21 protein-coding genes are annotated in these 25417 nt (G+C 64.8%); 10 read left to right on the forward strand and 11 right to left on the reverse strand.

The annotated features are described in order from the left end of the window. The first annotated feature begins 2 nt into the window (after window positions 1-2). The 4 genes from LB518_RS01350 to LB518_RS01365 all read left to right on the forward strand — a co-directional run bounded on the left by LB518_RS01350 (window position 3) and on the right by LB518_RS01365 (window position 4899). Window positions 3-3251, forward strand: coding sequence for an efflux RND transporter permease subunit (locus tag LB518_RS01350; RefSeq protein ID WP_224572156.1), 3249 nt, complete (start codon window positions 3-5; stop codon window positions 3249-3251). Between the two features lie 138 nt (window positions 3252-3389). Beyond that, the gene (locus tag LB518_RS01355; RefSeq protein ID WP_224572158.1) at window positions 3390-3992 is read left to right on the forward strand and encodes a sigma-70 family RNA polymerase sigma factor; all 603 of its coding nucleotides are present in this window, start codon (window positions 3390-3392) and stop codon (window positions 3990-3992) included. Next, window positions 3989-4447, forward strand: coding sequence for a hypothetical protein (locus LB518_RS01360; protein WP_224572159.1), 459 nt, complete (start codon window positions 3989-3991; stop codon window positions 4445-4447). The genes LB518_RS01355 and LB518_RS01360 overlap by 4 nt, the downstream gene beginning before the upstream one ends. Continuing rightward, entirely contained in the window at window positions 4447-4899 is a 453-nt protein-coding gene (locus LB518_RS01365) for a periplasmic heavy metal sensor (RefSeq protein WP_224572161.1), read from the forward strand. Before LB518_RS01360 ends, LB518_RS01365 begins: the two co-directional genes overlap by 1 nt. A gap of 125 nt (window positions 4900-5024) precedes the next feature. On the opposite strand, the gene LB518_RS01370 is transcribed toward LB518_RS01365, so the two are convergent. The 6 genes from LB518_RS01370 to LB518_RS01395 form a co-directional block, all read right to left on the reverse strand. Continuing rightward, on the reverse strand, window positions 5025-6167 hold the full coding sequence (locus tag LB518_RS01370) for a Gfo/Idh/MocA family protein (protein WP_224572163.1): 1143 nt from the start codon (window positions 6165-6167) through the stop codon (window positions 5025-5027). Window positions 6168-6175: 8 nt separating this feature from the next. Beyond that, complete coding sequence (locus LB518_RS01375; protein ID WP_224572165.1) at window positions 6176-6931, reverse strand: sugar phosphate isomerase/epimerase family protein; 756 nt, start codon at window positions 6929-6931, stop codon at window positions 6176-6178. A 65-nt stretch (window positions 6932-6996) separates the two neighbouring features. Beyond that, window positions 6997-8085 carry an ABC transporter ATP-binding protein gene (locus LB518_RS01380; RefSeq protein WP_224572167.1) on the reverse strand — a complete coding sequence of 363 codons (1089 nt, stop codon included), beginning with the start codon at window positions 8083-8085 and terminating at the stop codon, window positions 6997-6999. A 3-nt stretch (window positions 8086-8088) separates the two neighbouring features. Further along, window positions 8089-8979: a carbohydrate ABC transporter permease gene (locus LB518_RS01385; protein ID WP_224572169.1), complete on the reverse strand. Its 891-nt coding sequence runs from the start codon at window positions 8977-8979 to the stop codon at window positions 8089-8091. Further along, window positions 8979-9866 (reverse strand): carbohydrate ABC transporter permease, encoded by an 888-nt coding sequence (locus LB518_RS01390; protein WP_224572170.1) that lies wholly within the window; start codon window positions 9864-9866, stop codon window positions 8979-8981. Before LB518_RS01390 ends, LB518_RS01385 begins: the two co-directional genes overlap by 1 nt. A 101-nt stretch (window positions 9867-9967) precedes the next feature. Beyond that, window positions 9968-11209, reverse strand: a complete 1242-nt coding sequence (locus tag LB518_RS01395) for an ABC transporter substrate-binding protein (RefSeq protein ID WP_224572172.1) — start codon at window positions 11207-11209, stop codon at window positions 9968-9970. 200 nt (window positions 11210-11409) lie between these two features. On the opposite strand from LB518_RS01395, the gene LB518_RS01400 reads away from it, so the two are divergent. After that, window positions 11410-12456: a LacI family DNA-binding transcriptional regulator gene (locus tag LB518_RS01400; RefSeq protein ID WP_224572174.1), complete on the forward strand. Its 1047-nt coding sequence runs from the start codon at window positions 11410-11412 to the stop codon at window positions 12454-12456. Between the two features lie 9 nt (window positions 12457-12465). Here the strand turns inward: LB518_RS01400 and LB518_RS01405 are convergent, their stop codons facing one another. Next, window positions 12466-14277 (reverse strand): ABC-F family ATP-binding cassette domain-containing protein, encoded by a 1812-nt coding sequence (locus tag LB518_RS01405; protein ID WP_224572176.1) that lies wholly within the window; start codon window positions 14275-14277, stop codon window positions 12466-12468. Between the two features lie 131 nt (window positions 14278-14408). Between LB518_RS01405 and LB518_RS01410 the strand changes: the two genes are divergently transcribed. The 3 genes from LB518_RS01410 to LB518_RS01420 all read left to right on the forward strand — a co-directional run bounded on the left by LB518_RS01410 (window position 14409) and on the right by LB518_RS01420 (window position 17297). Beyond that, entirely contained in the window at window positions 14409-14975 is a 567-nt protein-coding gene (locus LB518_RS01410) for a sigma-70 family RNA polymerase sigma factor (RefSeq protein ID WP_224572178.1), read from the forward strand. A gap of 22 nt (window positions 14976-14997) precedes the next feature. Beyond that, on the forward strand, window positions 14998-15681 hold the full coding sequence (locus tag LB518_RS01415) for an anti-sigma factor (protein WP_224572180.1): 684 nt from the start codon (window positions 14998-15000) through the stop codon (window positions 15679-15681). 266 nt (window positions 15682-15947) lie between these two features. Beyond that, the gene (locus LB518_RS01420; protein ID WP_224572182.1) at window positions 15948-17297 is read left to right on the forward strand and encodes a PAS domain-containing HWE histidine kinase family protein; all 1350 of its coding nucleotides are present in this window, start codon (window positions 15948-15950) and stop codon (window positions 17295-17297) included. A 4-nt stretch (window positions 17298-17301) separates the two neighbouring features. On the opposite strand, the gene LB518_RS01425 is transcribed toward LB518_RS01420, so the two are convergent. Next, complete coding sequence (locus tag LB518_RS01425; RefSeq protein WP_224572184.1) at window positions 17302-18480, reverse strand: aminotransferase; 1179 nt, start codon at window positions 18478-18480, stop codon at window positions 17302-17304. A 351-nt stretch (window positions 18481-18831) separates the two neighbouring features. Between LB518_RS01425 and LB518_RS01430 the strand changes: the two genes are divergently transcribed. Continuing rightward, complete coding sequence (locus LB518_RS01430) at window positions 18832-19404, forward strand: fasciclin domain-containing protein (RefSeq protein ID WP_224572186.1); 573 nt, start codon at window positions 18832-18834, stop codon at window positions 19402-19404. Between the two features lie 91 nt (window positions 19405-19495). Here the strand turns inward: LB518_RS01430 and scpA are convergent, their stop codons facing one another. From scpA to LB518_RS01445, 3 genes are all read right to left on the reverse strand, one after another. After that, complete coding sequence (gene scpA / locus LB518_RS01435; protein WP_224572188.1) at window positions 19496-21655, reverse strand: methylmalonyl-CoA mutase; 2160 nt, start codon at window positions 21653-21655, stop codon at window positions 19496-19498. Beyond that, window positions 21652-23031: a methylmalonyl-CoA mutase family protein gene (locus LB518_RS01440; RefSeq protein WP_224572190.1), complete on the reverse strand. Its 1380-nt coding sequence runs from the start codon at window positions 23029-23031 to the stop codon at window positions 21652-21654. The genes scpA and LB518_RS01440 overlap by 4 nt, the downstream gene beginning before the upstream one ends. 106 nt (window positions 23032-23137) lie before the next feature. Next, window positions 23138-23545, reverse strand: a complete 408-nt coding sequence (locus LB518_RS01445) for a DUF4332 domain-containing protein (RefSeq protein WP_224572192.1) — start codon at window positions 23543-23545, stop codon at window positions 23138-23140. A 158-nt stretch (window positions 23546-23703) separates the two neighbouring features. Here LB518_RS01445 and LB518_RS01450 point away from each other — a divergent pair, with 158 nt between their 5' ends. Continuing rightward, on the forward strand, window positions 23704-25296 hold the full coding sequence (locus LB518_RS01450; RefSeq protein ID WP_224572194.1) for a helicase HerA-like domain-containing protein: 1593 nt from the start codon (window positions 23704-23706) through the stop codon (window positions 25294-25296). Window positions 25297-25417: the final 121 nt, after the last annotated feature.

The raw sequence follows: 25417 nt of genomic DNA on the forward strand, positions 1-25417 counted from the left end.
GCATGACCGACAAGAGCGCCGAGCCCCAGCACCATCACCACGAGATCGAGCACGATCCGATCCCGAAATCGGGCACGAAGCCGAGTGGCATTTCGGCGCTGTCCGTGCGCCGGCCGGTGCTCGCGATCGTCGCCAATATCCTGATCGTCGTCGCCGGCCTCGCCGCGATCGGCGGCGTCGAAATCCGCGAACTGCCGAACATCGATCAGCCGGTCGTCACCATCACCACCACTTATGATGGTGCGACGCCGGATACGATGGACAAGGAGGTGACGAGCGTCATCGAGAACGCCGTCGCCGGCGTTTCCGGCTGGACCGACATCCAGTCACAGTCGACGAGCGGCCGCAGCCGCGTCACCGTCCAGTTTTCCGACGCGACGGATATCAACGTCGCCGCCAATGATCTGCGCGATGCCGTCGGCAATGCCCAGCGCAATCTGCCGACGGATGCCGATCCGCCAACGATCGCCAAGGCCGATACCAATGGCGACGCGATCATGCGGCTTGCGGTCACCTCGAAGGTCCAGAACATCGAGCAACTCACCCAGCTCGTGAACGACACCATCGTCGATCGCCTGAAATCGGTGGCGGGTGTCGCCACCGTGCAGGTCAATGGCGACCGCTCGCCGATGATCAGCATCTATGTCGATCCGATGCGGCTCGCGGCCTATGGCTTGACCGTCGCCGATCTCAAGACGGCGCTCGCGACCGTGGCGCTCGACGTGCCCGCTGGCAATCTCACCGACATCAACCGGACGATGTTTGTGCGCGCCGATGCGAGCGTCAAAGGCGCCGACGACGTCAAGGCCATCCGCATCAAAGGTGACACCCGCGTGGGCGATGTCGCCGATGTCGTCTTCGGTCCCGCTGCGAAATCCTCCACGCTTCAGGTCAATGGCAGCACGGGCGTAGGCCTCGGCATCGTGCGCCAGGCGAGCTCCAACACGCTCACCATTTCCACGGGCATCCGCCAGGCGGTCGACGAATTGAAGGCGACGCTGCCGGCCGATGTCAGCGTTCGCATCACGTCCGATGACGCCAATTTCATTGCAGGTTCCTTCGAGGAGGTCGAGCGCAGTCTCGTCCTGTCGATCGCGATCGTCATCGGCATCATCTATCTGTTCCTCGGCTCGCTGCGCACGACGCTCATCCCCGCCGTCACCGTGCCCGTCTCTCTGCTCGGCACCATTGCGGCGATGTATCTTATGGGCTTCTCGCTCAATATCCTGACGCTGCTGGCGCTGGTGCTGGCGACCGGCCTCGTCGTCGACGACGCCATCGTCGTGCTGGAGAACATCGCCCGCCGCCGTCACGAGGGCATGGGGCCGCGCGCCGCAGCGGTGCTCGGCGCCAAGCAGGTGTTCTTCGCCGTCATCTCGACCACGGCGACGCTCGCCGCGGTGTTCATTCCCATCTCGTTCTTCAAGGGCACCGCGGGTCGCCTCTTCTCCGAATTCGGCTTCGTGCTGGCCTTTTCGGTGGCGCTGTCCGCCTTTGTCGCGCTGACCCTCGTCCCGATGCTGGGCTCGCGCCTGCTCGGTGATGGCGATCATGGCGGCGAGGCCAAGGGCAACCTCTTCAATCGCGCGCTCGGCGCGATCGGACGGCGCGGCCATCGGCTCTATGAGCGCCTGCTCGACGCCTCGCTGCAGGCGCCTGTGGTCGTCATCCTGATCAGCGTTCTGTTCGCCGGCGGCGCGTTTCTCGCCTTCGAAACCCTGCCGCAACAGCTGACGCCGCAGGAAGATCGCGGCGCGGTGATCGTCTCGCTCTCGACGCCGCAGGGCTCGACCATCGACTACACGCAGGGCCAGATGCAACTGGTCCAGGCGGCCGTGCAGCCGCTGCTCGATTCGGGCGAGGCAACCAATTCCTTCTCGATCGCCGGCAATTTCAATAACCCGAACAGCGGCTTCATGTTCGTGACGCTCGCGCCGTGGAGCGAACGTCACCGCAGCCAGCAGGCGATCAGCGCCGAGGTCGCGGCGAAGGTCCGCAACATCCCGGGCGCCGTGGTCAATATCCGCCAGCCGAACAGCCTTGGCATCCGCGGCGGTGGTCAGGGCCTGACCTTTGCGGTGACCGGTCTCGACTACGACACGATCTCGAAAGGGGCGACGGACCTCATCAACACCCTGTCCGCCAATCCGGCCTTCTCGAATGTCCAGCTCAACTATGATCTGAACCAGCCGCAGCTTCAGGTGAAGATCGACCGCGACCGCGCCGCCGATCTCGGTGTTTCCGTCGCCGATGTCGGCACGATTGTCTCGACGCTGCTCGCCAGCGCCGATATGGGCGACTTCTATATCGGCGATGACAAGATCAACATCCGCGCCATGGCGCCGGATGGGTTGATCGTGACGCCGGGCGACCTCGAGAATGTCCAGGTGCGTACGGCGGGCGGCACGATGATCCCGCTGTCGTCGGTTGTCACGGTCAGCGAGGAATCGACCTCGCCGACGCTCGCGCGCCAGTCGCAGCGCCGCGCCGTTCCGATCACAGCGACGCTTTCGCAAGGCGTCGATCTTGGCTCGGCGATGAGTGTCCTGAACGAGGAGGCGAAGCAACTCCCGGCCGGGCTTGGCATCGTCTATACGGGCGAGGCGGCCACGCTCAACGAGACCTCGAGCGGTGTGCTCACCACCTTCGGCTTCGCTGTGATCATCATTCTCCTGGTGCTCGCGGCGCAGTTCGAGAGCTTCGTCGCCGCCGCGATCCTTTTCGCGACGGTGCCGTTCGGTGTCGCCTCCGGCATCTATGCGATCATGCTGTCGGGCGGTTCGCTGAACATCTACAGCCAGATCGGCCTTGTGATGCTGGTCGGCCTGATGGCGAAGAACGGCATCCTGATCGTCGAATTCGCCAACCAGCTCCGCGACGAGGGGCTATCGGTACGCGATGCCATTCGCGAGGCCTGTCTCGTCCGTCTCCGTCCCGTTCTGATGACCATGATCGCGACCGTGCTCGGCGGCCTGCCGCTGATCCTGACCGGCGGTGCCGGCTCGGAGGCGCGGGCGGCGCTGGGCTGGATCATGGTCGGCGGGCTCGGCTTCTCGGCGCTGGCAACGCTGTTCCTGACGCCAGTTGCCTTCCTGCTGCTTGCCGGGCTCAGCAAGCCGCGCGTCGCGGAGGAAGAGCGGTTGATGCGCGAACTCGCCGCCGCCGAAGATGACGACCGTCGCCGCCGCAAGGAAGCCGCCGAAGCGGGGGAGGCCGACACGCGGCCGCCGCTGCAGATCGCGGCCGAGTGAGGCGAGATGGCGCGGTCACCCGTCATGAATGCTGGACGCGAGGCTGCCACTGCGGCGCCGATGCGTTATCGTCTCATGATCGGCGGTAAGGCTGAATCGGCGCCCGGCGCGGCCCGGATGAAGGACGAAAGCTCATCCTTGAGCGAGATCGACGAAAAAGCGGCGGCCGACGCGGTCCGAAGCGACGAGGCCTTGATGCGCGCGGTTGCCGATGGCGACGGCGAGGCTTTCGGCCGCGTCATCGCGGCCGAAGCGCCGCGGCTGACGCGGTTTGTCGCTGCCGTCCTCGGCGATCTTTCCGAGGCTGAGGAAGTCGTGCAGGAGGCGCTGATCCGGCTCTGGCGCAACGCCGAAGCCTGGGAACCGCGCGGCCGGATCGGGACGTGGCTGCATCGTGTCGCCTATCGCCTCTCCATCGATCGCCTTCGCCGCCGCCGGCCGCATATCGACATCGATGAGCTTGAAAATGTTCTCGAGGACGAGGCGCCGACGCCGGAAAGGCAATTGGTCCGCGTTGAAGACGTAAGGTTGGTGCATGAAGCGCTCGACCGGATGCCGGATCGGCAGCGAGCCGTGATCGTCCTCGCGCATTTTCAGGAGCTGAGCCAGGCAGAAGCCTCGGCTGTGATGGGCATGAGCCAACATGCCTACGAATCCCTGCTCGCCCGCGCTCGCCGCCGCCTGCGCGGCATGCTTGCGGGGGAGGAGACGGGAGACCGGGAGGAATGGACGGAATCATGAGCAACACCAGCGAACACGAAACCGAGGCGCTGCATCGCGGTCCGATCGGGCTGCGCGACGCCGTTGATCATTGGGGTGCCGATCTCGGGCGTTGGCCGGACCGCGCTCTGGCCGCGCATGGGCGAGAGGCCCTGCTCGCCGACCGCTCCTTCCGCGCTTATCGCGACGACGCGCAGGCGCTCGACATCCGGCTGAAGACGGTAGCCACCGCCCTCGATGCACGGATTGCCGCCGGCTCGCTTGACCGTATCCGTGCCGGTGTTCTTGCCAAGGCGGCGCCGCGGCCCGTGCGCTGGCACCGCCGTCTGGCGGCCGCGGCAGCCGTTGTCGTCGTGGCCGGCGCGCTCGGCGGCGCTTCGGGCTTCGTCTTCGCGCCGGCGGGCGAGGACATGCGGGTCGCGAGCGTCGTTCAGCTTGATCCGCTGCTGTTCGGCCCGTCCGAGTTCGGCTTCTGATGACGATCGACCTGAAGCCGCGACGGCGGATCAGCTGGCTGTGGTTGGCGCTCGTATGCTCTCTGGCGGTCAATGCTTTCGTGCTGGGCGCGTTCGTCACGGAGCGGCTTGGCTTCCGTCATGGCGATGGCGGTCCCCGTGCCGTCAAGATGGAGCTGCGCTGGCTGAAGGACCGGCTCTCGCCGGATTCGGTCACCACGATCGAGGCATCGCTGGATAAATTGAAGCCGGATGTGCTGACCCGGCTTCAGCGGTTGAAGACGCTGCGCGCCGAACTCGCCGTTCTCGCCGCCGCGCCGGAGCCAGATCGCGCCGCCATCGACGAGCATCTCCGCGAGATCCGTATCGAGGTCGGCGCCATGCAGGAGCAGATCCAGTCGCGCACGTTCGACTCGGTGCTCGCCCTGCCGGCCGACCAGCGCGCTGCGCTCGGCAAGCCGCAGGATGACTGAGCGAGCTGCGGAAGACAGACCGGACCGCCGTCGCGACGCGTAACAATCAATGGTGCGGCGTGCGAAATTCCCAAAGAAAAGGGGCCGCCGAAGCGGCCCCAGTTGGGAGGAAACGAAGCCCTCGCTCAGCGTGGCGCGAGCAACCGCGCAGCGTCTTCGGCGGTAAGTGGTGCCGGACGCTCGGTGGTGGTTGAAAGCGTGATCACCTGGCGCGACGCCGCTGCCTCGAGCACCGAGACCATGACATCGAGGGCGTGCAGCGCGACGCGGCCGGAGCAGCGGGGCTCGCGGCCATTTTCCGCCGCATCCAGCATGTCGGCAACACCGAGCATGCGGTAATTGGCATGGCCGTGATCGTCGCCCCAGTTACCCTTGCCGAACGGTGCGTCCTCGGTGCCGACTGCAATGAAGTCGCCGCCGCGCTCGGAATACTGGATCGTGCCGCCGAAGAAGTTCGGGTCCGGCACCAGCATCGTGCCTTCCGAGCCATAGAGCTCGATCGGGTTGATATGGCCGTGCTTCCACACGTCCCATGAGGCGGCGAGCGTCACCTGCGCGCCGCTCTTGAATTCAAGCACCGCATTGATGGTGGTCGGCGTGCCGACCGGCACGGTCTTGCCCTTGAGCGGCCCTTCGGCCGTGACGGTACGCTCCTCGAAACCCTTCGAGGCGAAGGCCGTCACATGGGTGACCGGTCCGACCAGGTTGACGAGCGCCGCGATATAATAGGGTCCGAGATCGAGGATCGGCCCGCCGCCCGGCTGGAAGAAGAAGCCGGGATTGGGGTGCCAATGCTCCATGCCGTGGCTCATCACATGCATGGTGCCGGAGACGACACGGCCGATCTTGCCTGCGTCGATCAGCTTGCGTGCCGTCTGGCCGCCGCCGCCGAGAAACGTGTCCGGCGCGCTGCCGAGTTTCAGCCCGCGCGCGTCGGCTTCCGCCACCAGCTTCTTGCCGTCCTCGACCGAAAGCGCGAACGGCTTCTCGGAATAGGCGTGCTTGCCGGCGGAGAGGATGGCGTGGCTGATCTCGTAATGCGCCGACGGGATGGTCAGGTTGATGACCGTGTCGATCTCGCCGTCCTGAAGCAGTTCGTCAACTGTCATGGCGCGGACGCCGAAGGCATCGGCCCGGGCCTTGGCGGCGGCCGGTACGATATCGGCGACTGCGACGATCTTCGTGCCGGGAAAGAGCGGCGCGAGCTTGAGATAAGCCTGTGAGATGTTGCCGGCGCCGATGAGTCCGATCTTGTGGATGGTGGTCATGACAGCTCTCAGACAGCGAAGGACTTGATGGCGGCGAAGGAACGCTCGGCGAAGCGCTTCCAGTCGGCCGGATTGTCATGCTCGGCGACGAGAAGGCCGGCATTCGGCGCCTTCTGGATATGCGGCCACAGCGCGGCCCAATCGACGACGCCATGACCCACATCGGCCCAGCCATCCTCTACGGTGGTGCCGGCCGGAGCGATGTCCTTGATATGGAACGCGATCACGTCCGAGGCCAGCTTGTCGATCTCGGGCGCGGCATCCTTGCCGGCGCGGACGACCCAGCCGAGATCGAGTTCCGAGGCGACGCCATTGCCGATCAGATGATCGATCGGACGCGAGCCATCGGAAAGCGTCGCATACTCGAAATCATGGTTGTGATAGCCGAGGCCGAGGCCGGCCGCCTTCACCGTCTGCGCCGTGGCCGCGAGCTTCTCGCCCAGCTTCTTCCAGCCATCGACATCGGCAGGCCGGTCTTCGGCACCGAGATAGGGGATGACGATGGTGTGAGCGCCGATCGTCTTGGCGATATCGATGAACCGCGCCGTCTCGCCGGTCACGCCGTCCATCGGCGCATGGAAAGTCGGCGTCGCCAAGCCAACGGCATCGACCTTGGCGCGGTAGCCGGCCGGGTCTTCGCCATAGAGCGGATAATAGGGCTCGACGGCGTCATAGCCGATCTTCGCGAGGCCCTCGAGCACGGTTTCGAGCGGCGGAAAATTGCGTGCGGAATAGAGCTGGAAGGAGATCTTGTGCTTGGGCATGGAGGCTCTCGTGGATCTGGCGGGTGAGAAGGGCGAGGGGAGGCGGCGCTCCGCGTCGCGAGGAATCAGAGGCGTGCACCACCTGTTTTATCGAAGATCGACGCCTGCGAAGGCGAGAAGAAGGCATCGACCGTCGCGGGGGTGGCGACATGATCGTCGCCATCGATGCGCACCGCGAATTGTGTTCCCGAAACATGGCCCCAGACAAGGCTGTCGGCGCCCATCGGCTCGACGAGGTTGAGATGGATCGGCAGGATGGTCGCGTCCTCGGCCTTCTCCTTGAGCTCGATCTGTTCGGGACGGATGCCGATCGTTGCTGGCTGTCCGTCCTTTGCGTCGCCTGAGAATTCATAACCGCTGATGTCGAGGCGCGTTCCGTCCGAAAGGACAAAGCCGGGCGCGCCGATGCCAAGAGCGAGCGTGCCATCGACGAAATTCATGCCAGGCGATCCAACAAAACCGGCAACGAAGCGATTGATCGGCCGGCGATAGATTTCCTTCGGGCTTGCCAGCTGCTGGATCACGCCGCCATTCATCACGGCAATGCGGTCCGCCAGCGTGAGCGCCTCGATCTGGTCATGTGTCACATAGATCATCGTCGAACCGAGTTCGTGATGCAGCCGCTTGATTTCGACGCGCAGCTCGGTGCGCAGTTTTGCGTCTAGATTGCTGAGCGGCTCGTCGAACAGGAAGACATCGACATCGCGCACCAGCGCCCGGCCGATCGCGACGCGCTGGCGCTGTCCGCCCGAAAGCTCCGAGGGGCGTCGACCCAGCAGCGGCTCGATCTGCAGGATCTTGGCGGCCTTGGCGACGCGCTTCTCGATCTCGTCATGCGGCGTCTTGGCCATCTTCAGGCCGAAGGACAGATTGCCCTTCACCGTCATGCGTGGGTAGAGCGCATAGGACTGGAACACCATGCCGATGCCACGGTCCTTCGGCTCCTCCCAAGTGACGTTCTTGCCGCCGATCCAGATCTGGCCCGCCGTAACGTCCAGCAGGCCAGCGACGGCATTGAGGAGGGTGGACTTGCCGCAGCCCGACGGTCCGAGCAGGACGATGAACTCGCCCTCGGCGATGTCGAGATTGAGCGTCTTCAGAACCTTGAGCGTACCGAAATCGATCTCGAGATCGCGGATGGAAACGGTGGCCATGGATTACCCCTTCACGGCGCCGGCGGCGATGCCGCGAACGAACCAGCGACCCGACACGAAATAGACGATGAGCGGCACCAGCGCGGTCAGGATGGTTGCCGCCATGTTGACGTTGTATTCGCGCTCGCCGGTCGTGGTGTTGACGACATTGTTGAGCTCGACGGTCATCGGGAAGTTTTCGCGCCCGGCGAAGATCAGGCCGAACAGGAAGTCGTTCCAGATCCCGGTCACCTGCAGGATCACGGCGACGATGATGATCGGGGTCGACAGCGGCAGCATCAGGCGGAAGAAGATGGCCCAGAACCCGCCGCCATCGACGCGCGCCGCCTTGAAGAGATCGATCGGGATGCCCGCATAGAAATTGCGGAACAGGAGCGTCATCAGCGGCAGGCCGAAGATGGTGTGCACCACGACGATGCCGGGCAGCGAATTATAGAGCCCGACCGTCGAGAGCATCCGGACCAGGGGATAGAGGAACACCTGATAAGGGATGAAGGCGCCGAGCAGCAGCACGGCGAACAGGAAGTTCGCGCCGCGCGGCCGCCAGAACGACAGGGCGTAGCCGATGGTGGCGCCGAGCGCGATCGAGACGATGACGCTCGGCACGAGAATGCGGAAGGAATTCAGGAAGCCGACCTTGATGCCGTCGCAGTTGACGCCCGTACAGGCATAGGTCCAGGCCTTGATCCATGGCTCGATGGTCGGCGCCAGCGGGAAGGAGAATAGATTGCCGAGGCGGATCTCGGCCATCGGCTTGATCGAGGTGATCAGCATCACATAGAGCGGCAACAGGAAGAACGCGGCCGAGACGACGAGAAAGGCATAGACGCCAATCCGCGCGGGCGTGAGCCGGGTCGGGCGCGGGCCCTGCGGTTCCATGGTCGTGGTCGACATCATGCACCTCGTCCGCGCTGGCCGCGGAAATATTGCGAATAGAGCCAGGGCGCCAGCACCACCAGCACGGTGATGAACATCACGGTCGAGGCTGCGGTGGCGAGGCCGACATTCTGGCGGTTGAACAGATAGTCGATGACGAACTTCGCCGGGACTTCGGTTGAAATGCCGGGCCCGCCGCCCGTCAGCGCGATGACGAGGTCGTAGACCTTCACCACGGCGGTCGCGAGCAGCACGGTCGCCGTCACGAACATCGGCGAGAGCATCGGCACGATGATGTGCAGATAGACGCGCCAGGTCGGGATGCCGTCGACCTTGGCGGCCTTCCAGAGCTCCTGGTCGACGCCTCTGAGGCCCGCGAGCAGGATCGCCATCACGAGCCCCGAGGCCTGCCAGATGCCGGCGATCGCGATCACATAGATCGCGCGGTCGCCGCGCACCAGCCAGTCGAAGGTGAAGTCCTGCCAGCCCCAGTTGCGCACGGTCTGCTGCACGCCGAGCGTCGGGTTCAGCGTCCACTGCCAGACAAGGCCGGTGACGATGAAGGACATGGCATAGGGATAGAGGAAGATCGTCCGGAACACGCTTTCGGCGCGGATCTTCTGGTCGATGAAGACCGCCAGCAGGAAACCGAAGATCAGGCAGCCAATGATGAAGCAGGCGCCGAAGATGAAGAGGTTTTGACCGGAGATGATCCAGCGCTCGGTCGCGAACAGCCGCTCATACTGTTTCAGGCCGACAAAATCGTAGGTCGGAAAGACCTTGGTGCTCGTGAAGGAAATCCGAATCGTCCAGGCGATCGTCCCGAGATAGGCGAAGATCACGATCAGCCAAGCCGGGAGCAGGGCGATCTGGGCCGCGATCGAGCGGAAAAAGCGCGGTTTCATGCTGGTCCTCCGGCCAAGCGCTGGCGATAGACCGGCAGGGCCAGCCTATCACGCGCTGAAAGGGCTAGGGCGAGCGCCTTGCGCCCGCCCCGTTGCCGTTCTTACTTGGCGCCTTCGACGATCGAGGCGATCGAGGCGACGAAGTCGTCGGAGGTCTTCGACTTGTCGGAGAAGAAGCTCGCAATCGCGTCGGTGAACGAGCCCGAGACGTCAGGCGAGATCAGGATGTCGGTCGATTCGACGACATTGCCGGCCTTGGCGAGTGCGATGCCCTGGGCGGCGCAAGCGTCGACCTTGGAGAGATCGACATCGTCACGAACCGGGATCGAGCCCTTCTTGTTGTTGAAGGCGACCTGCGCTTCCGGCGACAGGAGAACCTTCTCGAGCAGCTTCTGGGCCTTGGTGGCTTCCGGATCCTTGTTGACCGGGAACACGAAGACGTCGCCGCCGATCCAGAATTCCTGATTGCCGAGACCGGGAATGCAGCCGACATCGGTGCCCGGCGTCTTGCCGGCAGCGATGACTTCGCCCTTGGCCCAGTCACCCATGAAATTGAAGCCAGCCTGGCCGGTCACGATCATGGCGGTCGCCTGGTTCCACTGACGACCCTGCATGCCGGCATCCGTATAGTCGCGCAGCTTCGCGAAGATATCGGCGACCTTCTTGAACTCGGGCGACTTGACGGCGTCGACGTCGAGATCCTTGTAGATCTTGTAATAGAGATCCTTGCCGCCGGCGCCGATCAGGACGTTGTTGAAGGTCAGCACCTGCGTCCACGCATCGCCCGACTGGGCAACCGGGACAATGCCCGCTGCCTTGAGCTTGTCGCCCGCGGCGAAGAACTCGTCCCAATTCTTCGGTGCGGTCGCGCCGGCCTTCTCGAGCGCCGCCGGGGAGTACCACAGCCAGATATTGGAGTGGATGTTCACGGGCGCGGCGTAGATCTTGCCGTCACGCGTCACGGCGGCGAGCACCAGCGGATTGATGTGCTGCTTCCAGCCTTCGGCGTCGGCGACGTCGTCGAGCGGGGAGAGCAGGCCCTGCGTCACCAGTTCGTCGAACTGCTTGCCGGTGTTGAACTGCATGGCGGTCGGCGGATTGCCACCGACGATCCGGTTGATGCCGGCGGTGCGGGCCGCGTCGCCGCCGCCGCCTGCAACGGCCGCATCGACCCATTCACCACCCGCCGCATTGAAGGCGGCTGCAAACTCCTGCACGGCGGCAGCTTCGCCACCCGACGTCCACCAATGGATGACCTCAGCCTTTTCGGCCGCGCTGGCCGAACCGACCATCAGCGCAACCATCGCAGCCGCGCCGAACATCGCCTTTGTCATACGCTTCATCGGAATCCCTCCCAGGTTCAGGCGCAGAAATTGCAACGCGCCTATCGCTACGGATAGCCAGACCACTCCCCGCGATACTGGCCGTCCGAATTCTTGTAATCGATTACATCTACTGTATGCTTCCTGGGTCGGCTGTCAACGCCAAGTTATTTTGCAGTGCAAAAGAATGCCGGCCAAACGGGTAGGAGACGGGTGGGGCCATGTCTGAAGACGAGATCGCGCCGGTCGCGAGGACCGTGACGATTCAAGACGTTGCTCGGCTTGCCGGCGTATCGACGGCAACCGTGAGCCGCGCCATCGCTTTGCCTGATCGGGTCGCCGAGGCGACGCGGGAAGCTGTATTTTCCGCGATCCGCGAGACCGGCTACACCCCCAATGCTGCAGCGCGGTCTCTGCGCGCCAAGGCCACGCGCATGGTTCTCGTGCTGCTGCCGGGCCTCGGCAATTCATTTTTCACGCCGGTCCTGGACGCGCTCGAGGAGGTGTTTTCAAGCCAGGGTTATGGCGTGCTGGTCGGTTATGCCCGGCAGAGCCGCAGCCGCGAGACTCATTACGCGCGGCTGATCCGCGGCGGACAGGTCGACGGCGTCCTCGTGATCACCGGCAATGTCCCGCGTGACGAGGAATTCGTGGCCGTCCCCGAAACGGTGCCGATTTCGCTGATGTTCTCCGACATCCCCGGCACCGATCAGTTCTCGGTTTTTGATGTCGACAACCGCCTGGCATCGGCGACCCTGGTTCGTCACCTGATCGCCGAGGGTCACAGGCGTATCGCCCACATATTCGGCCCCGAGGGGAGCACGGAATCGGAAGAGCGGCTGCTTGGCTACCGAGATGCGCATGCCGAGGCGGGCCTACAGGTGGACGACGCTCTCGTCTGGCGCGGCGCCGGCAATTTTGATTTCGTTTCCGGCGATCGCGCGGCGGCCTTCTATCTCTCGGCGGCCGAGCGGCCGACCGCCGTTTTCGCCGCGGCCGACGAAATTGCGCTCGGCTTCATGCGTGGCCTCAAGAATCACGGGGTCTCGGTGCCGGACGACGTTTCCGTGGTCGGTTTCGACGATACGGAATATGCGGAACATTACGATCCCGCGCTGACCACCATGCGCCAGCCGCGAACCGAGCTCGGCCGTCTCGCCGCAGCCGACCTGCTGCGGCGGATGATGGCGAAGGGCGAGACGCTGCCCCGCACGCATTTGCGGTTGCCTTGCGAACTGATCATCCGCGAGAGTGTGAGGAGGCTCTGAGCGGGCGTCCTATCCGCCGAGCTCTTCCTTGAGCATTTCAAGCGTCAGCCATTCCTCTTCCGCCGCCGCGCGTTCGCTGCTGGCGGCCGAGAGGCGCGCCGAGGCCGTGTCGAAGGTCTTGCGATCGTTCGAGTAGAGGCCGGGCTTGGCGAGCGCTGCCTCGAGCTTCGCGATCTCGGCCGAAAGCTGCTCGATTTGGGCCGGCAGCGTTTCCAGCGCATGTTTCTGCTTGAAGGAGAGTTTCGCCCGGCTGGGCGCCGCGGCTGCTCGGGGCTCGGACGGCTTCTTTGCTGCCTTTGGCTCCGCCTTGTTGACCGAGCGCTGCGGCGCTGCGGCGCCCCGCTGCGCCAGCATGTCGGAATAGCCGCCGGCATAGTCGGTCCAGCGTCCATCGCCCTCCGCGACGATGACCGAGGTCGCCACGCGGTCGAGGAAGTCGCGGTCGTGGCTGACGAGAAGGATGGTGCCAGGATAGTCGTCGAGCAGCTCTTCCAGCAGGTCCAGCGTCTCGAGGTCGAGATCATTGGTGGGCTCGTCGAGCACCAAAAGGTTCGACGGGCGGGCGAGGGCGCGCGCCAGCATCAAGCGGCCGCGTTCGCCGCCGGACAGCGCGGTGATCGGTGCGCGCGCCTGTTCGGGCTGGAACAGGAAGTCGCGCATATAGCCGATGACGTGACGTGCCTCCCCATTGACGATCACCGTGTCACCGCGGCGGTCGGTCAGAGCCTCGGCAAGCGTCATGGCGGGGTCGAGGCTGTCACGCTTTTGATCCAGCGTCACCATCTCGAGATTGGTGCCGAGCTTCACAGAACCGCTATCAGGCGCAAGCGCTCCTGTGAGCAGGTTGAGCAGGGTCGTCTTGCCGGCGCCGTTAGCCCCCACGAGGCCGACCCGGTCGCCGCGCTGGATGCGCATCGAGAAATCGCGCACGATCGCACGATCACCGAACGATTTCGAAATGCCGCGCGCCTCGATCACCGACTTGCCGGACAATTCGCCCTCGGTCGCGACCAGCTTGACCTGACCGACCGCGCCGCGCTGCTCGCGCCGCTCGGTCCGCAGTCCCTCGAGCTTGCGGAGCCGACCCATATTGCGCTTGCGCCGTGCGGTGACGCCGTAGCGGACCCAGTCGAGTTCCTGCGAGATCTTGCGATCGAGCCGCTCGCGTTCCTTCTCCTCCTCGTGCAGCACAGCGTCGCGCCATTCTTCGAAGGCGGAAAAACCTTGCTCAAGACGTCGCGTATTGCCACGGTCGAGCCAGAGCGTCGCCTTCGACAATCGCTCGAGGAAGCGGCGGTCATGGCTGATCAGGACGAGGGCCGAACGCATACCGCGCAGCGTCTCCTCCAGCCATTCGATGGCCGGCAGGTCGAGATGGTTCGTCGGTTCGTCGAGCAGCAGGATATCGGGCTCCGGCGCGATGGCGCGCGCCAGCGCGGCGCGCCGGGCCTCGCCGCCCGAAAGACTTGCCGGCTGTTCCTCGCCGGTGAGGCCCAGCGCCTCCAGCAGCATGGTGGCCCGATAGGCATCGTCGCCCGGCCCGAGGCCAGCTTCCACATAGGCGCGGGTCGTCGCGAAGCCGGAGAGATCCGGCTCCTGCTGCAGATAGCGCAGCGTCGCGCCTGGCTGCAGGAAGCGCGTGCCGGCGTCGGGTTCGATCGTGCCGGCGGCGATCTTGAGCAGGGTTGATTTGCCGGACCCGTTGCGGCCGACGAAGCAGAGCCGTTCGCCCGGCGACACCGAAAGCGATGCATTCTCGATCAACGGTCGGCCGCCAAAGGTGAGGCGGATGTCCTGGAGCAGAAGAAGGGGAGGAGCCATGGGCGCGATGTAAGGGTGCCGGCATGCCCGAGGCAAGCGCCGTGGCGTGAATTCGAACGTGCCCCATGGTCCTCGGCTTAGAACCGCACTAAAAAGCTTCGGGCGACTAGGTCGGTCAGGGGAGAGGCGATTTGATCGAAACCGTGCGGGAGACGCCGCCAGGCGAACTCGACACCCTGATGTCGGCGGTCGCCCATGGTGACGAAGCCGCGTTCCGTCGCCTCTATGAGCAGACGTCACGGAAACTCTTTGCCGTCATCCGCCGTATAGCTGGAAGCGAGGCAGCGGCGGAAGAAGCGTTGCAGGAGGCGTTCCTCCGGATATGGAATCATGCCGATCGGTTTGATCCGGCCCTTGCCTCGCCGGTGACCTGGATGACGACGATCGCGCGGCATGCCGCCATCGATGCCATTCGCCGCGGGGCGGAGCGGGTGTCGGCGGCGGCGGTGGTGATCGACGAAGAAATGGCCGAACGGCTCGCTGGACCATCGACGATGACGGACAGCCTGGCGGGCCGTCAGTTGCAACGGTGCTTGGAAGCGCTCGGGGAAGATCGCAAGGGCATGGTGGTACTCGCTTATTGCCAGGGCTGGAGCCGTGAGGAGTTGTCGCGCCGTTACGACAAGCCGGTGGCGACGGTGAAGACGCTGCTGCGCCGCAGCCTGATCGCTCTGAAGGAGTGTCTCGGTGGCCGTTGACGACGAAAGAGGACCCGGGCCGTTGGACGACGATGTCGACGCCCTGGCGGCCGAATATGTCATCGGCGCGCTCGACAGAGGCGAGCGCCGCGCCGTCGAGACGCGCATGTTGCGCGAACCCGTCATGGCGTCGGCGGTTGCCGCCTGGGCCGACCGGCTTTCCCCGCTCGATGCCGATGCCGGCGAACTCGCGCCGCCGGATCGCGTCTGGAGTGCGATCGCCGCCCGAATCGGCGGGGATGTCGGCGTCGGTCAGGTGATCCATCTCGAACGCTCGCTGAAGCGTTGGCGCGTCGCGACGGGGATGGTCGGCATCGCTGCCGCGTTGCTGGCCGTCATCGTTGCCCGCGAGGCGCTGGTTCCGCCGTCGCCTCCGCCAGGCGCGAGCTATGTCGCGGTTCTCGGTGGGGAGGGCGGAGCGCCGGCTTTTGTTGCCTCCGTCGATACCGGTGCCGGCACGATCCGCCTGCGCCGCGTCGGCACGGCGCCGCCTCCGGACAAGAGCTTCGAATTGTGGAAGGTGCCGGAGAGCGGTCCGACCGTCTCGCTCGGCGTTGCCGATAGCGAGCGCGAACTGAAGCCTCTGGATGTCTCGCTGAAGCCCGGCGAGCGGCTGGCGATTTCCGTCGAGCCGAAGGGCGGTTCTCCGACCGGCCAGGCGACGGGCCCGGTGGTCTATATCGGTACGCTGTTGCCCGCTGAATGAGGGCGCTTCGTGATCAATTCCTGCCGCATTGATCAAGGAAGGCAACCCAATGTCCATGTTGGCGTTGCACTTCGTGACTCTGCGGACGTTTGTGGTTGGGAATGACGATGCTTGAAGAGGTCGCGCCACATTCAGGGCAAGACGACCTGCCCGCGTTTCTGCGGCAGTCCGGCGAGATGGGTGAGCTAATAGCGGCTCATGATTGGAGCCAGAGCGAACTTGGCCCGATCGCTGGATGGAGTGCATCCCTGAAGTCGGCAGTTTCGATGATTCTGGCGGCCACGCCGGCCATGGCGCTGCTATGCGGCCGCCAGGGGCTGCTGATCTATAATCGCGGCTATGCCGAGGTCTGCGGCAAGCGCCATCCCGCTATACTCGGTAGCAGCGTGCTCGCGGCTTGGCCGGAAGCGGCCGAGTTCAACGGTCATGTTCTCGATGTCTGTCTCGGCGGCGAAAGCCTCACCTATCACGACACGCCGCTCACGCTGACACGCAACGGCTTCCCCGAGCAGACCTGGTTCGACCTGAACTATAGTCCCCTCCGCGACGAGGACGGCAACATTATCGCCGTGTTTGCGGTCGTATCCGAGGTGACGTCGCTCCACCTCGCCCAGGACGAACTGCACAGCAAGCAGGAGCGATTCAGTCATGCGCTGAGCGCAGCGGGCGTAATCGGCATCTGGGACTGGCATTTCGACACCGATCTGATGTTCACCGATGCGCGCTTCGCCGATTTCTACAGCGTCGATGCAACGCGAGCATCGACGGGCGCGCCGCGCGCCGAGTTTGATGCTCATGTTCATCCGGATGACCGCGCCTATGTCGAGGAGGAGACGCAGCGCGTCGCCGCCAGTGGGGGCGACCTCTCGATCGAGCATCGCTTGATCGGTCGTGACGGATCGGTGCGCTGGGTGATGGTGCGAGGCACGGGCTTCCCCGATGCAGATGGCCAGCCCGCCCGCCTCTCGGGGGCGGCTGTCGAAATCACCAATCGCAAGAAGGCGGAGGAAGCGCGCCGCCTGCTCATCCGCGAGCTTCATCACCGCATCAAAAATACATTTGCTGTCATCGCCGGCATGGTGACGATGACGGCCCGCTCAGCCGCGGATGTCGGCGAGATGGCGGATGTTCTGCGCGGGCGCCTGGTTGCGCTTGCAGCGGCGCACGAACTGATTCGACCGGCCATCACAGCGGAGGTCGGCCATACCGAGCAGACGACGCTGGCCGATCTGTTCACCGCGATCCTGACGCCGCACCTCTATTCACCCGAACAGTTCACGCTGACGGCTCCGCCGGTGGAGATCGGCGTAACCGCCGCGACGAGCCTTGCGCTGGTGCTGCATGAACTGGCTACCAACGCGGCCAAATATGGTGCGCTCTCGACCTCGAAGGGTCGTCTTGACGTGACCGTGCGCTGCGACGAGACGAAGCTCGAATTGGATTGGATCGAGAGCGGAGGACCATCGGTGTCTGGACCGCCGCGCCATCAAGGCTTCGGCAGCCGTCTCGCAAGCATGAGCATTGTCGGCCAGCTCGCCGGCTCGATCGATTTCCAGTGGAAAGAGACGGGCCTCGATGCGCGGCTCGTGATGTCGCGCGAGCGTCTCGCGCGTTGAGGTCTCAGGCGACGGCGCGGTCGCGGTTCTGGAGCCAGGCGCCGAGCCGGTCCAGGGCCGCGTCGAGAATTTCGTCGCGCTTCGAAAAGCAGAAGCGCACGAAATTGGACGGGGCTTCTCCCGCATAGAACGCCGATACCGGAACGGCGGTGACCCCGCCTTCCAGAGTCATCTGCCGGCAGATCTCGACATCCCCGCCCGTAAGGCCGAGAGGTGATACGTCTGCCGTGACGAAATACGTTCCGCTGCAGGGTACGACTTCGAAGCCGAGACGGGTGAGGCCAGCCGAAAGCCGGTCCCGCTTCGCCGCGAGCGCGCCCGAAAGATCGCCATAATAGGCGTCTGTCTTGCCAAGTCCGAAAGCGACGGCCTTCTGGAGATTGGGCGGCGTCGTGAAGGTGGTGAACTGGTGCGCCTTGGCGATCGGATCGAGCAGGGCAGGCGCGGCGGTGACATACCCGACCTTCCAACCGGTCAGCGAGAAGGTCTTGCCGGCCGAGCCGATGCGGATCGCACGCTCGCGCATGCCGGGCAGCGTCATCAGCGGGATATGCGCGCGATTATCGAACAGAATGTGCTCATAAACCTCGTCGCAGATCGCATAGGCGTCATATCGCACGCAGAGTTTAGCGATCGCGGCGAGTTCCTCGCGCGAAAACGCCTTGGCCGCGGGATTCATCGGATTGTTGATCAGGATGGCCTTGGTGCGCTCGGAAAACGCCGCTTCGAGCGCGGCGACGTCGAGTTTCCATTCGGGCGGCGTGATGCGCACGAGCCGCGGAATGCCGCCGGCGCGGCGGACGAGCGGCAGATAGCAATCGTAGAGCGGCTCGATCAGCACCACCTCGTCGCCCGGCTCGATCAGCGCGGCGATGATATCCGACAGTGCCTCGGTCGCCCCGGAGGTGACAAGCACCTCACTCTTCCAGTCGACATCGAGCCCGTAAAAGCGCGCGTTTGATTCCGCAACGGCCTGGCGTAGTTCGGGCACGCCCATCATCGGCGGATATTGATTGGGACCGGCCAGCAGGGCTTCGGCTGCGAAGCGGCGCACGTCCTCCGGCCCGTCGACATCCGGAAAACCCTGGCCGAGATTGATGGCCTTGTGCTCGATGGCAAGCCGCGACATGACCTCGAAGATCGTCGTCGGCAGCCCGGTATAGACGGGGTTCGTCGGCTTCATGAAATTCTCCGCTCGGCGGCGGACATTATGTCCGCCCCAGAACCTGCGCAAGCAAAGCGATGCTCCAAGCCGCGGCGGATTTGAAAACTCGGGAGATCACGCGCTCGTGATCATCTTTTCCTACGCGAAATGAAACCGGTTTGCTCGGGCCCTCGTATCAGTCATTGTAAGCAACGACAGAGCTCACAGAGCGAGCGGAAGTCACTTCATAAATAAACGCAGTAAGAACAGAGAGTATCGTCTCTCTGAGCGGGTAGATTTTGTCCAAAGAAGTGCCACCTGCTGGTCGAGTTTGCTTCTAGATCTGTGTCGGTCCGTCGGGCCGATGAAAATCCAACTGGAGGATAAAGCATGTTTCGTATGACCACTCTGGCCCGTGCGGCCGCCATCGCCGTTGTCGCCCTTACCGGCACCGTTGCCTTCGAGGCGCCGGCTTCTGCCAAGACCGTGATGGTCGGCGGCGCCCCGATGTATCCTTCGAAGAACATCATCGAGAACGCCGTCAACTCGAAGGATCACACGACGCTCGTTGCAGCGGTCAAGGCCGCTGGTCTCGTCGACACGCTGTCGGGCCCCGGTCCGTTCACCGTGTTCGCCCCGACCAACGAAGCGTTCGCCAAGCTGCCGGCCGGCACTGTCGATACGCTGGTGATGCCCGCCAACAAGAAGATGCTGACGAGCATCCTGACCTATCACGTCATTCCTGGCCGGGTCACAGCAGCCGACATCATGGCAGCCGCGAAGAAGATGGGCGGCAAGGCCGAGTACAAGACCGTCAATGGCGAAACGCTCACCTTCATGGTGAAGGGCAAGTCCATCACGATCGTCGATGCCAAGGGCGACAAGGCCAAGATCACCATCCCGAACGTCATGCAGTCGAATGGTGTGATCCACGTCATCAACACGGTGCTTCTGCCGGGCTAATCAACGGCCAATCCGCTGCCGGAGGCTGGTCACCCGCGCCAGCCCGAGGCGGAGCCGTCCCGACGCATAGCGTCGGGGCGGCTTCTGCCGTTCAGTCGGCGGGCCGCGCCTGCGCATAGCCGAGGCGGTCATTGAGGCGCTCGAGGAGATCAGCCGCGGCGTCCGTGATGACGGTGCCAGGCGGGAAGATCGCCTCGGCCCCCGCCGCGTGCAGAGCAGCGAAGTCCTGGCCTGGGATGACGCCGCCGACGACGATCATGATATCGCCGCGCCCGGCCGCATCGAGGGCCTCTTTCAGGGCAGGGACCAGCGTGAGGTGACCCGCGGCAAGCGAGGAGACGCCGACGATATGGACGTCGCCGGCGATGGCCTCGGCGGCAGCTTCCTCGGGCGTCTGGAAAAGCGGGCCGATCTCGACATCGAAGCCGAGGTCGGCAAAGGCGGAGGCAACCACCTTCTGGCCGCGGTCATGGCCATCCTGCCCGACCTTGGCGACGAGGATGCGCGGCCTGCGGCCCTCGTTCTCCTCGAATGCTTCGGCGAGCGCACGGACATGCGCGATCGCTTCGCCTGCCGAACTCTCGCCGGCATAGATGCCTTCGACAGCGCTCGGTGTCGCCTCGTGTCGGCCGAACACGGCTTCGAGCGCGGCGCTGATCTCCCCGACCGTCGCGCCGGCACGGGCGGCTTCGATCGAGAACGCGAGCAGATTGCCGTTTCCGCGCGCGGCCTCGGTGAGCGCCAAAAGCGCTTGTGACGTCGCCGTGTTGTCCCGCTCCCGCTTCAACCGCGCCAGCTTTTCCAACTGCGCGGCCCGCACCGCGGAGTTGTCGATTTTCAGCACGTCGACCGTCGCCTCATCCTCCCGGCGATAGGTGTTGATGCCCACGACGGTCTGGTCGCCGGCGTCGATGCGCGCCTGCGCCCGCGCTGCGGCTTCCTCGATCCGGCGCTTCGGAATTCCGGCGGCGATCGCCTTCGCCATGCCGCCGAGAGCATCGACCTCGGCGATATGCGCCATCGCCCGCGCCGCGAGATTCGCCGTCAGGGTCTCGACGAAATGCGACCCGCCCCAAGGATCGATGAAGCGCGTGATGCCGCTTTCCAGCTGCAGGATGAGCTGCGTGTTGCGGGCGATGCGGGCCGATGCGTCCGTCGGCAGCGCGAGGGCTTCGTCGAAGGCATTGGTGTGCAGCGACTGCGTGCCGCCCTCCGTTGCCGCCATAGCCTCGACGGCCGTGCGGATGATGTTGTTGGCGACGTCCTGCGCCGTGAGCGACCAGCCGGATGTCTGGCAATGTGCCCGGAGGGCGAGCGACTTTGCACGCTTCGGTGCGAAGCGTTCGGCGACGAGGCGGGACCACAGCATGCGCGCGGCGCGCAACTTGGCGATCTCCATGAAGAAATCGGTGCCGATGGCCCAGAAGAAGGAGATGCGCGGGGCGAAATCGTCGACATCGAGGCCGGCGGCAACCCCGGCGGCGATATAGTCGAGCCCATCGGCGAGCGTATAGGCTAGCTCCAGATCGGCCGTCGCGCCGGCCTCCTGCATATGATAGCCCGACACCGAGATCGAGTTGAACTTCGGCATCTCGCGCGAGGTATAGGCAAAGATATCCGAGACGATCCGCATCGAAGGCTCGGGCGGATAGATATAGGTGTTGCGGACCATGAACTCCTTGAGGATGTCGTTCTGGATCGTGCCCTGAAGCTGGTCTGGCCGGACGCCCTGTTCTTCCGCCGCGACGATGTAGAGCGCGAGGATCGGCAGCACGGCGCCGTTCATCGTCATTGACACGCTCATCTTGTCGAGCGGAATTCCATCGAAGAGCTGCCGCATGTCGAGGATCGAATCGATCGCGACGCCGGCCATGCCGACATCGCCGGCGACGCGCGGATGATCGCTGTCATAGCCGCGATGCGTCGCGAGATCGAAGGCCACCGATAGGCCCTTCTGCCCGCCGGCAAGGTTGCGGCGATAAAAGGCGTTGGAGGCCTCGGCGGTCGAGAAGCCGGCATATTGGCGGATCGTCCAGGGCTGCTGGACATACATCGTCGGATAGGGACCGCGCGTGAACGGCGGCAGGCCGGGCATGGTCTCGGCAAAACTGGCCGCAGCGCGTTCGGCGGGGCCGTAGCTGTCGTGAATGGCGATCCCTTCGGCCGTCACGGCGGGCGGCGTTGCGGTGCCGCTGTCGTCGAGAGGTTCGACAGCGAACGGAATGGCGGTGAAATCGGGAAGGGAAATCATGAGGCGGCGCCTTCGAACGGCGCCGATGTCCGCCGGGGATGCAGCCCCGCCGTTTGGCCGCCTTCGCCCGCGATCGGCGGTTCTGGCCTCCCAGCACCTTCAGCGCGGAAATGCGTGACGCCGACGATGCCGCGTTCGCCGGATGCGAGCGCCGTCTGCCGCGCCTCGGCGGCTTCCGCCACGTCGGCCTGCAGCCGCTCCCATGCGCTTGATTGGAACAGGCCGCCGTCGCGTTCGATCATCTGGAAGCGTCGCCATCCTTCCTCGGCAAGTGCCTCCGTCAACGCTTCGATCGTGCCCGAGCCGGCACCGGGATCGGCGACCCTTGCGAGCCTCGCTTCCTCAATCAGGACGGCCTGCGTCGTCAGCGCGAGCCGCTCGGCTTCGACATCATGCGGTTCGACCGCCGCGGTGAACGGGAGCACGGTGAGAGAGTCCGCGCCGCCAAGGCCGGCGGCAAGCGCGGCAATGGTCGTCCGGATCAGATTGGAATTCATGTCCTCGGCGGCCAGCATGCGCCAACTCGTTTCGGCATGCAGCGCGAGGCGCTGCCGTGGCAGGCCGCCGGCCGCGAACAGGCGGGCGTGCAACAGCCGGATTGCGCGGAATTTGGCGATGGTGACGAACTGGTCTTCATCGGCCGCGAGCGCAACATCGATCGCACGGGCGGCGACGTCTTCGGACGTGCCGCAGTCGAGTAGTGCGCGGAGTTGTGCCAGCAGCGCGGCGAGGGCATAGCCGAGCTCCATCGAGGGCGTACCGCCGGCGGCATGGACGAGGCGCGCGTCGGCGCAGGCGAAGGGCCCACCATAGCCGCGCGCGGCAAGGCGGGTGACCAGCGCTGCAAATGCCGGCATGTCCGCGGCATCGGACCGGCCGGATATAGGGGCGGTGATCGGGTCCAGACCGAACGCGATCATCAGCAATTGCGGATCCAGCCGACCGTCAGCGACCGCAGCGTCGACTGCGTTGGCCAAAGCCTCTCCATCCGACCCCCCCGACAGGCGCCAATGGCCGCGATCGAGCGGCGCATCTGCCAAGAGCGCCGCAAGGGCAGCCGGCGACAGGCCGTCGCCATAGTCCGCTGCCGACCCCGCCGAGACGACTTCGAACCCGTCGGCTCCGGTCGCAAGTGCGGATGCGATGGTTGTGGCGTCGGTTCCACGCCCGAGCCGCTGCAACCGCGTCCACGCTCTGCCGCTGCGCGACCAGAGCGGCGGCCTGTCTACCGCGGGAAGGAGGGGATCGATCGCGATTCCGGGTTCGATCTTTGCCGCCAATGTCGAAAGCGGCTGTCCGGCCAGCGATTTTTGGGCGAGCCGCTGCCAGTCGGCTTCACTCGGCGCCGGCCAAGGTCCGGCCGGATGATCCTGCATGGCCTGCTCCTGCGTTCGGTCCCGAACGCTGTGTCGCGCCGCTATAAAGCTGCGACGCGTTCAGCCTGGAGGGGTGGCGCGATCGATGCGATCGCGGACCACGCCCTCAATAGGTCATGACGGCCGGCAGTGTCTTGGCCTGCTCTATCCAGTCCGCTACCTGCGTCTCCGAAGGTAGCTGGCGCACGAGCTTACGCGTCGCGTTCACTTCCGCCATCTTCGCCGTCAGATTATCGGCGCGACGCTGCTTCAACTCCTTGATTGTATCGACGCCGGATGCCTCCAGAAGATCAGAAAACTCTTCCGCGACGCCCTTGAGGCGCATGAGGTCGGCCTTGTTTGTCCAACCAAGGATCTTCGTCTCGTCGATGCCGGTGGTGGTAGCGAGTGCCTTGCGGCCCTTTGGATCCTTCCCCGCTTCAAGCAATTGGTCGGTCGACTTGATGCCGGCAGCGCCGAGCTTCTCGGCGAATGTCTTGCCGATGCCCTCGATGTCGATGATCGGATAGCTCACACATGCCTCCCTCAGCAGCAGGCCGACGGAACGCGGCCATTGCGGATGTTCGCGCCATGCGGCGCGGAAGGCAATATGATGGCGTCGCTTGATTTCGTGCCGCCAAATCGCGACCTTGCCGGTTCGCAGGAAAGCGCCAATTGCCCGGAGACGCCTCGATGCCCCTTCTCGAACCCGACAAGATCTTCATGGGCGCGAGCGAAAAGCCGGAATATCTGCTGCTGCCGCTCGCCAACCGCCATGGGCTGGTCACGGGCGCGACCGGCACGGGGAAGACCGTGACACTGCAGGTGCTGGCGCAAGGGTTTTCGGACGCCGGCGTCCCGGTCTTCTGCGCCGATATCAAGGGTGACCTCTCCGGCATCGCCAAGGCCGGTACCGCCAAGGATTCGATGCTGAAGCGGGCCGACGAAATCGGCTTCAAGGACGAATATCGATTCGCTGCCTGCCCGGCGGTGTTCTGGGATCTCTTCGGCAAACAGGGCCATCCGATCCGCACGACCGTGAGCGAGATGGGACCCTTGCTGCTTTCGCGGCTGATGGGGCTCAACGACACGCAGGAGGGCGTGCTCAACATCGCCTTCCGCATGGCCGATGAGAACGGCCTGCTGCTGCTCGATCTCAAGGATTTGAGGGCGATGCTTGGCTTCCTCTCGGACAATGCCGCCGCGGCCTCCCGTTACGGCAATGTCGCGAAGACTTCGGTCGGCGCCATCCAGCGCCAGCTGCTGATCCTTGAGAATCAGGGCGGCGACGCCTTCTTCGGCGAGCCGGCGCTTGCCATCGCCGACATCATGCGCACGACGATCGACGGGCGCGGCGTCGTCAACGTACTGGCGGCCGACAAGTTGATGGCCGCGCCGCAGCTTTATGCGACCTTCCTGCTCTGGCTGATGTCGGAGCTGTTCGAAGTGCTGCCCGAAGTCGGCGACCCGGAGAAGCCGCGGCTCGTCTTCTTCTTCGACGAGGCGCATCTCCTCTTCGACGATGCACCGAAAGCGTTGCTGGCGCGGATCGAGCAGGTCGTGCGGCTGATCCGCTCGAAGGGCGTCGGCATCTATTTCGTCAGCCAGAACCCGCTCGATGTGCCGGATACCGTGCTTGGCCAGCTCGGCAATCGCGTGCAGCACGCGCTGCGCGCCTATACGCCGCGCGATCAGAAGGCGGTGAAAGTCGCTGCTGAGACCTTCCGGCCCAATCCAGCCTTCAGCACCATGGAAGCGATCACGCAGCTTGGCGTCGGTGAAGCTCTCGTCTCGACGCTGGAGCCGAAGGGCGTGCCGAGCATCGTCGAGCGGACGATGATCCGTCCGCCATCCTCGCAGCTTGGCCCGATCACCGACGAGGAGCGCCGGCAGATCATCGCCGCGAGCCCGATCGGCATCGCCTATGACAAGACGGTGGACCGCGAGTCGGCCTATGAGGTGCTCGGTCGCCAGGCCGGGGAACTGACGACGACAGCGCCTGCCCCCGTGCCAGCTGGAACGGATCCCGCCGCGCCACCTGCGCCCGCGCCTGCCGGCGGTATCGATCTCGGCGGCATTCTCGGCGGGCTTCTCGGGACCAATACCCGTCGCGGCGAGCGGCTGACGGCGACCCAGCGCGTTGCCCGGGAAGTGACGCGCACCGTAACCAACCGCGTCGCCGGACAGGTGGCGGCCGATATCGGCAAGAGCATCGGCGGTTCCATGGGCTCCTCGGTCGGCCGTGCCATTGTCCGCGGCATGCTCGGCGGCATCCTGAGGCGGTGACCCAAGGCGCTGGATAAGCGCGTCCGGCACTCGCGACCCGTCGTGCTGCGCTGATCGAGTGTCTTTCCTTCGCGAAAGGCTCGGCGTATGTCCTGAGGACATCAGCGCCCCCGTCCGATGG

The organism is Mesorhizobium sp. BR1-1-16, from assembly GCF_020165495.1.
GTDB lineage: Bacteria > Pseudomonadota > Alphaproteobacteria > Rhizobiales > Kaistiaceae > Kaistia.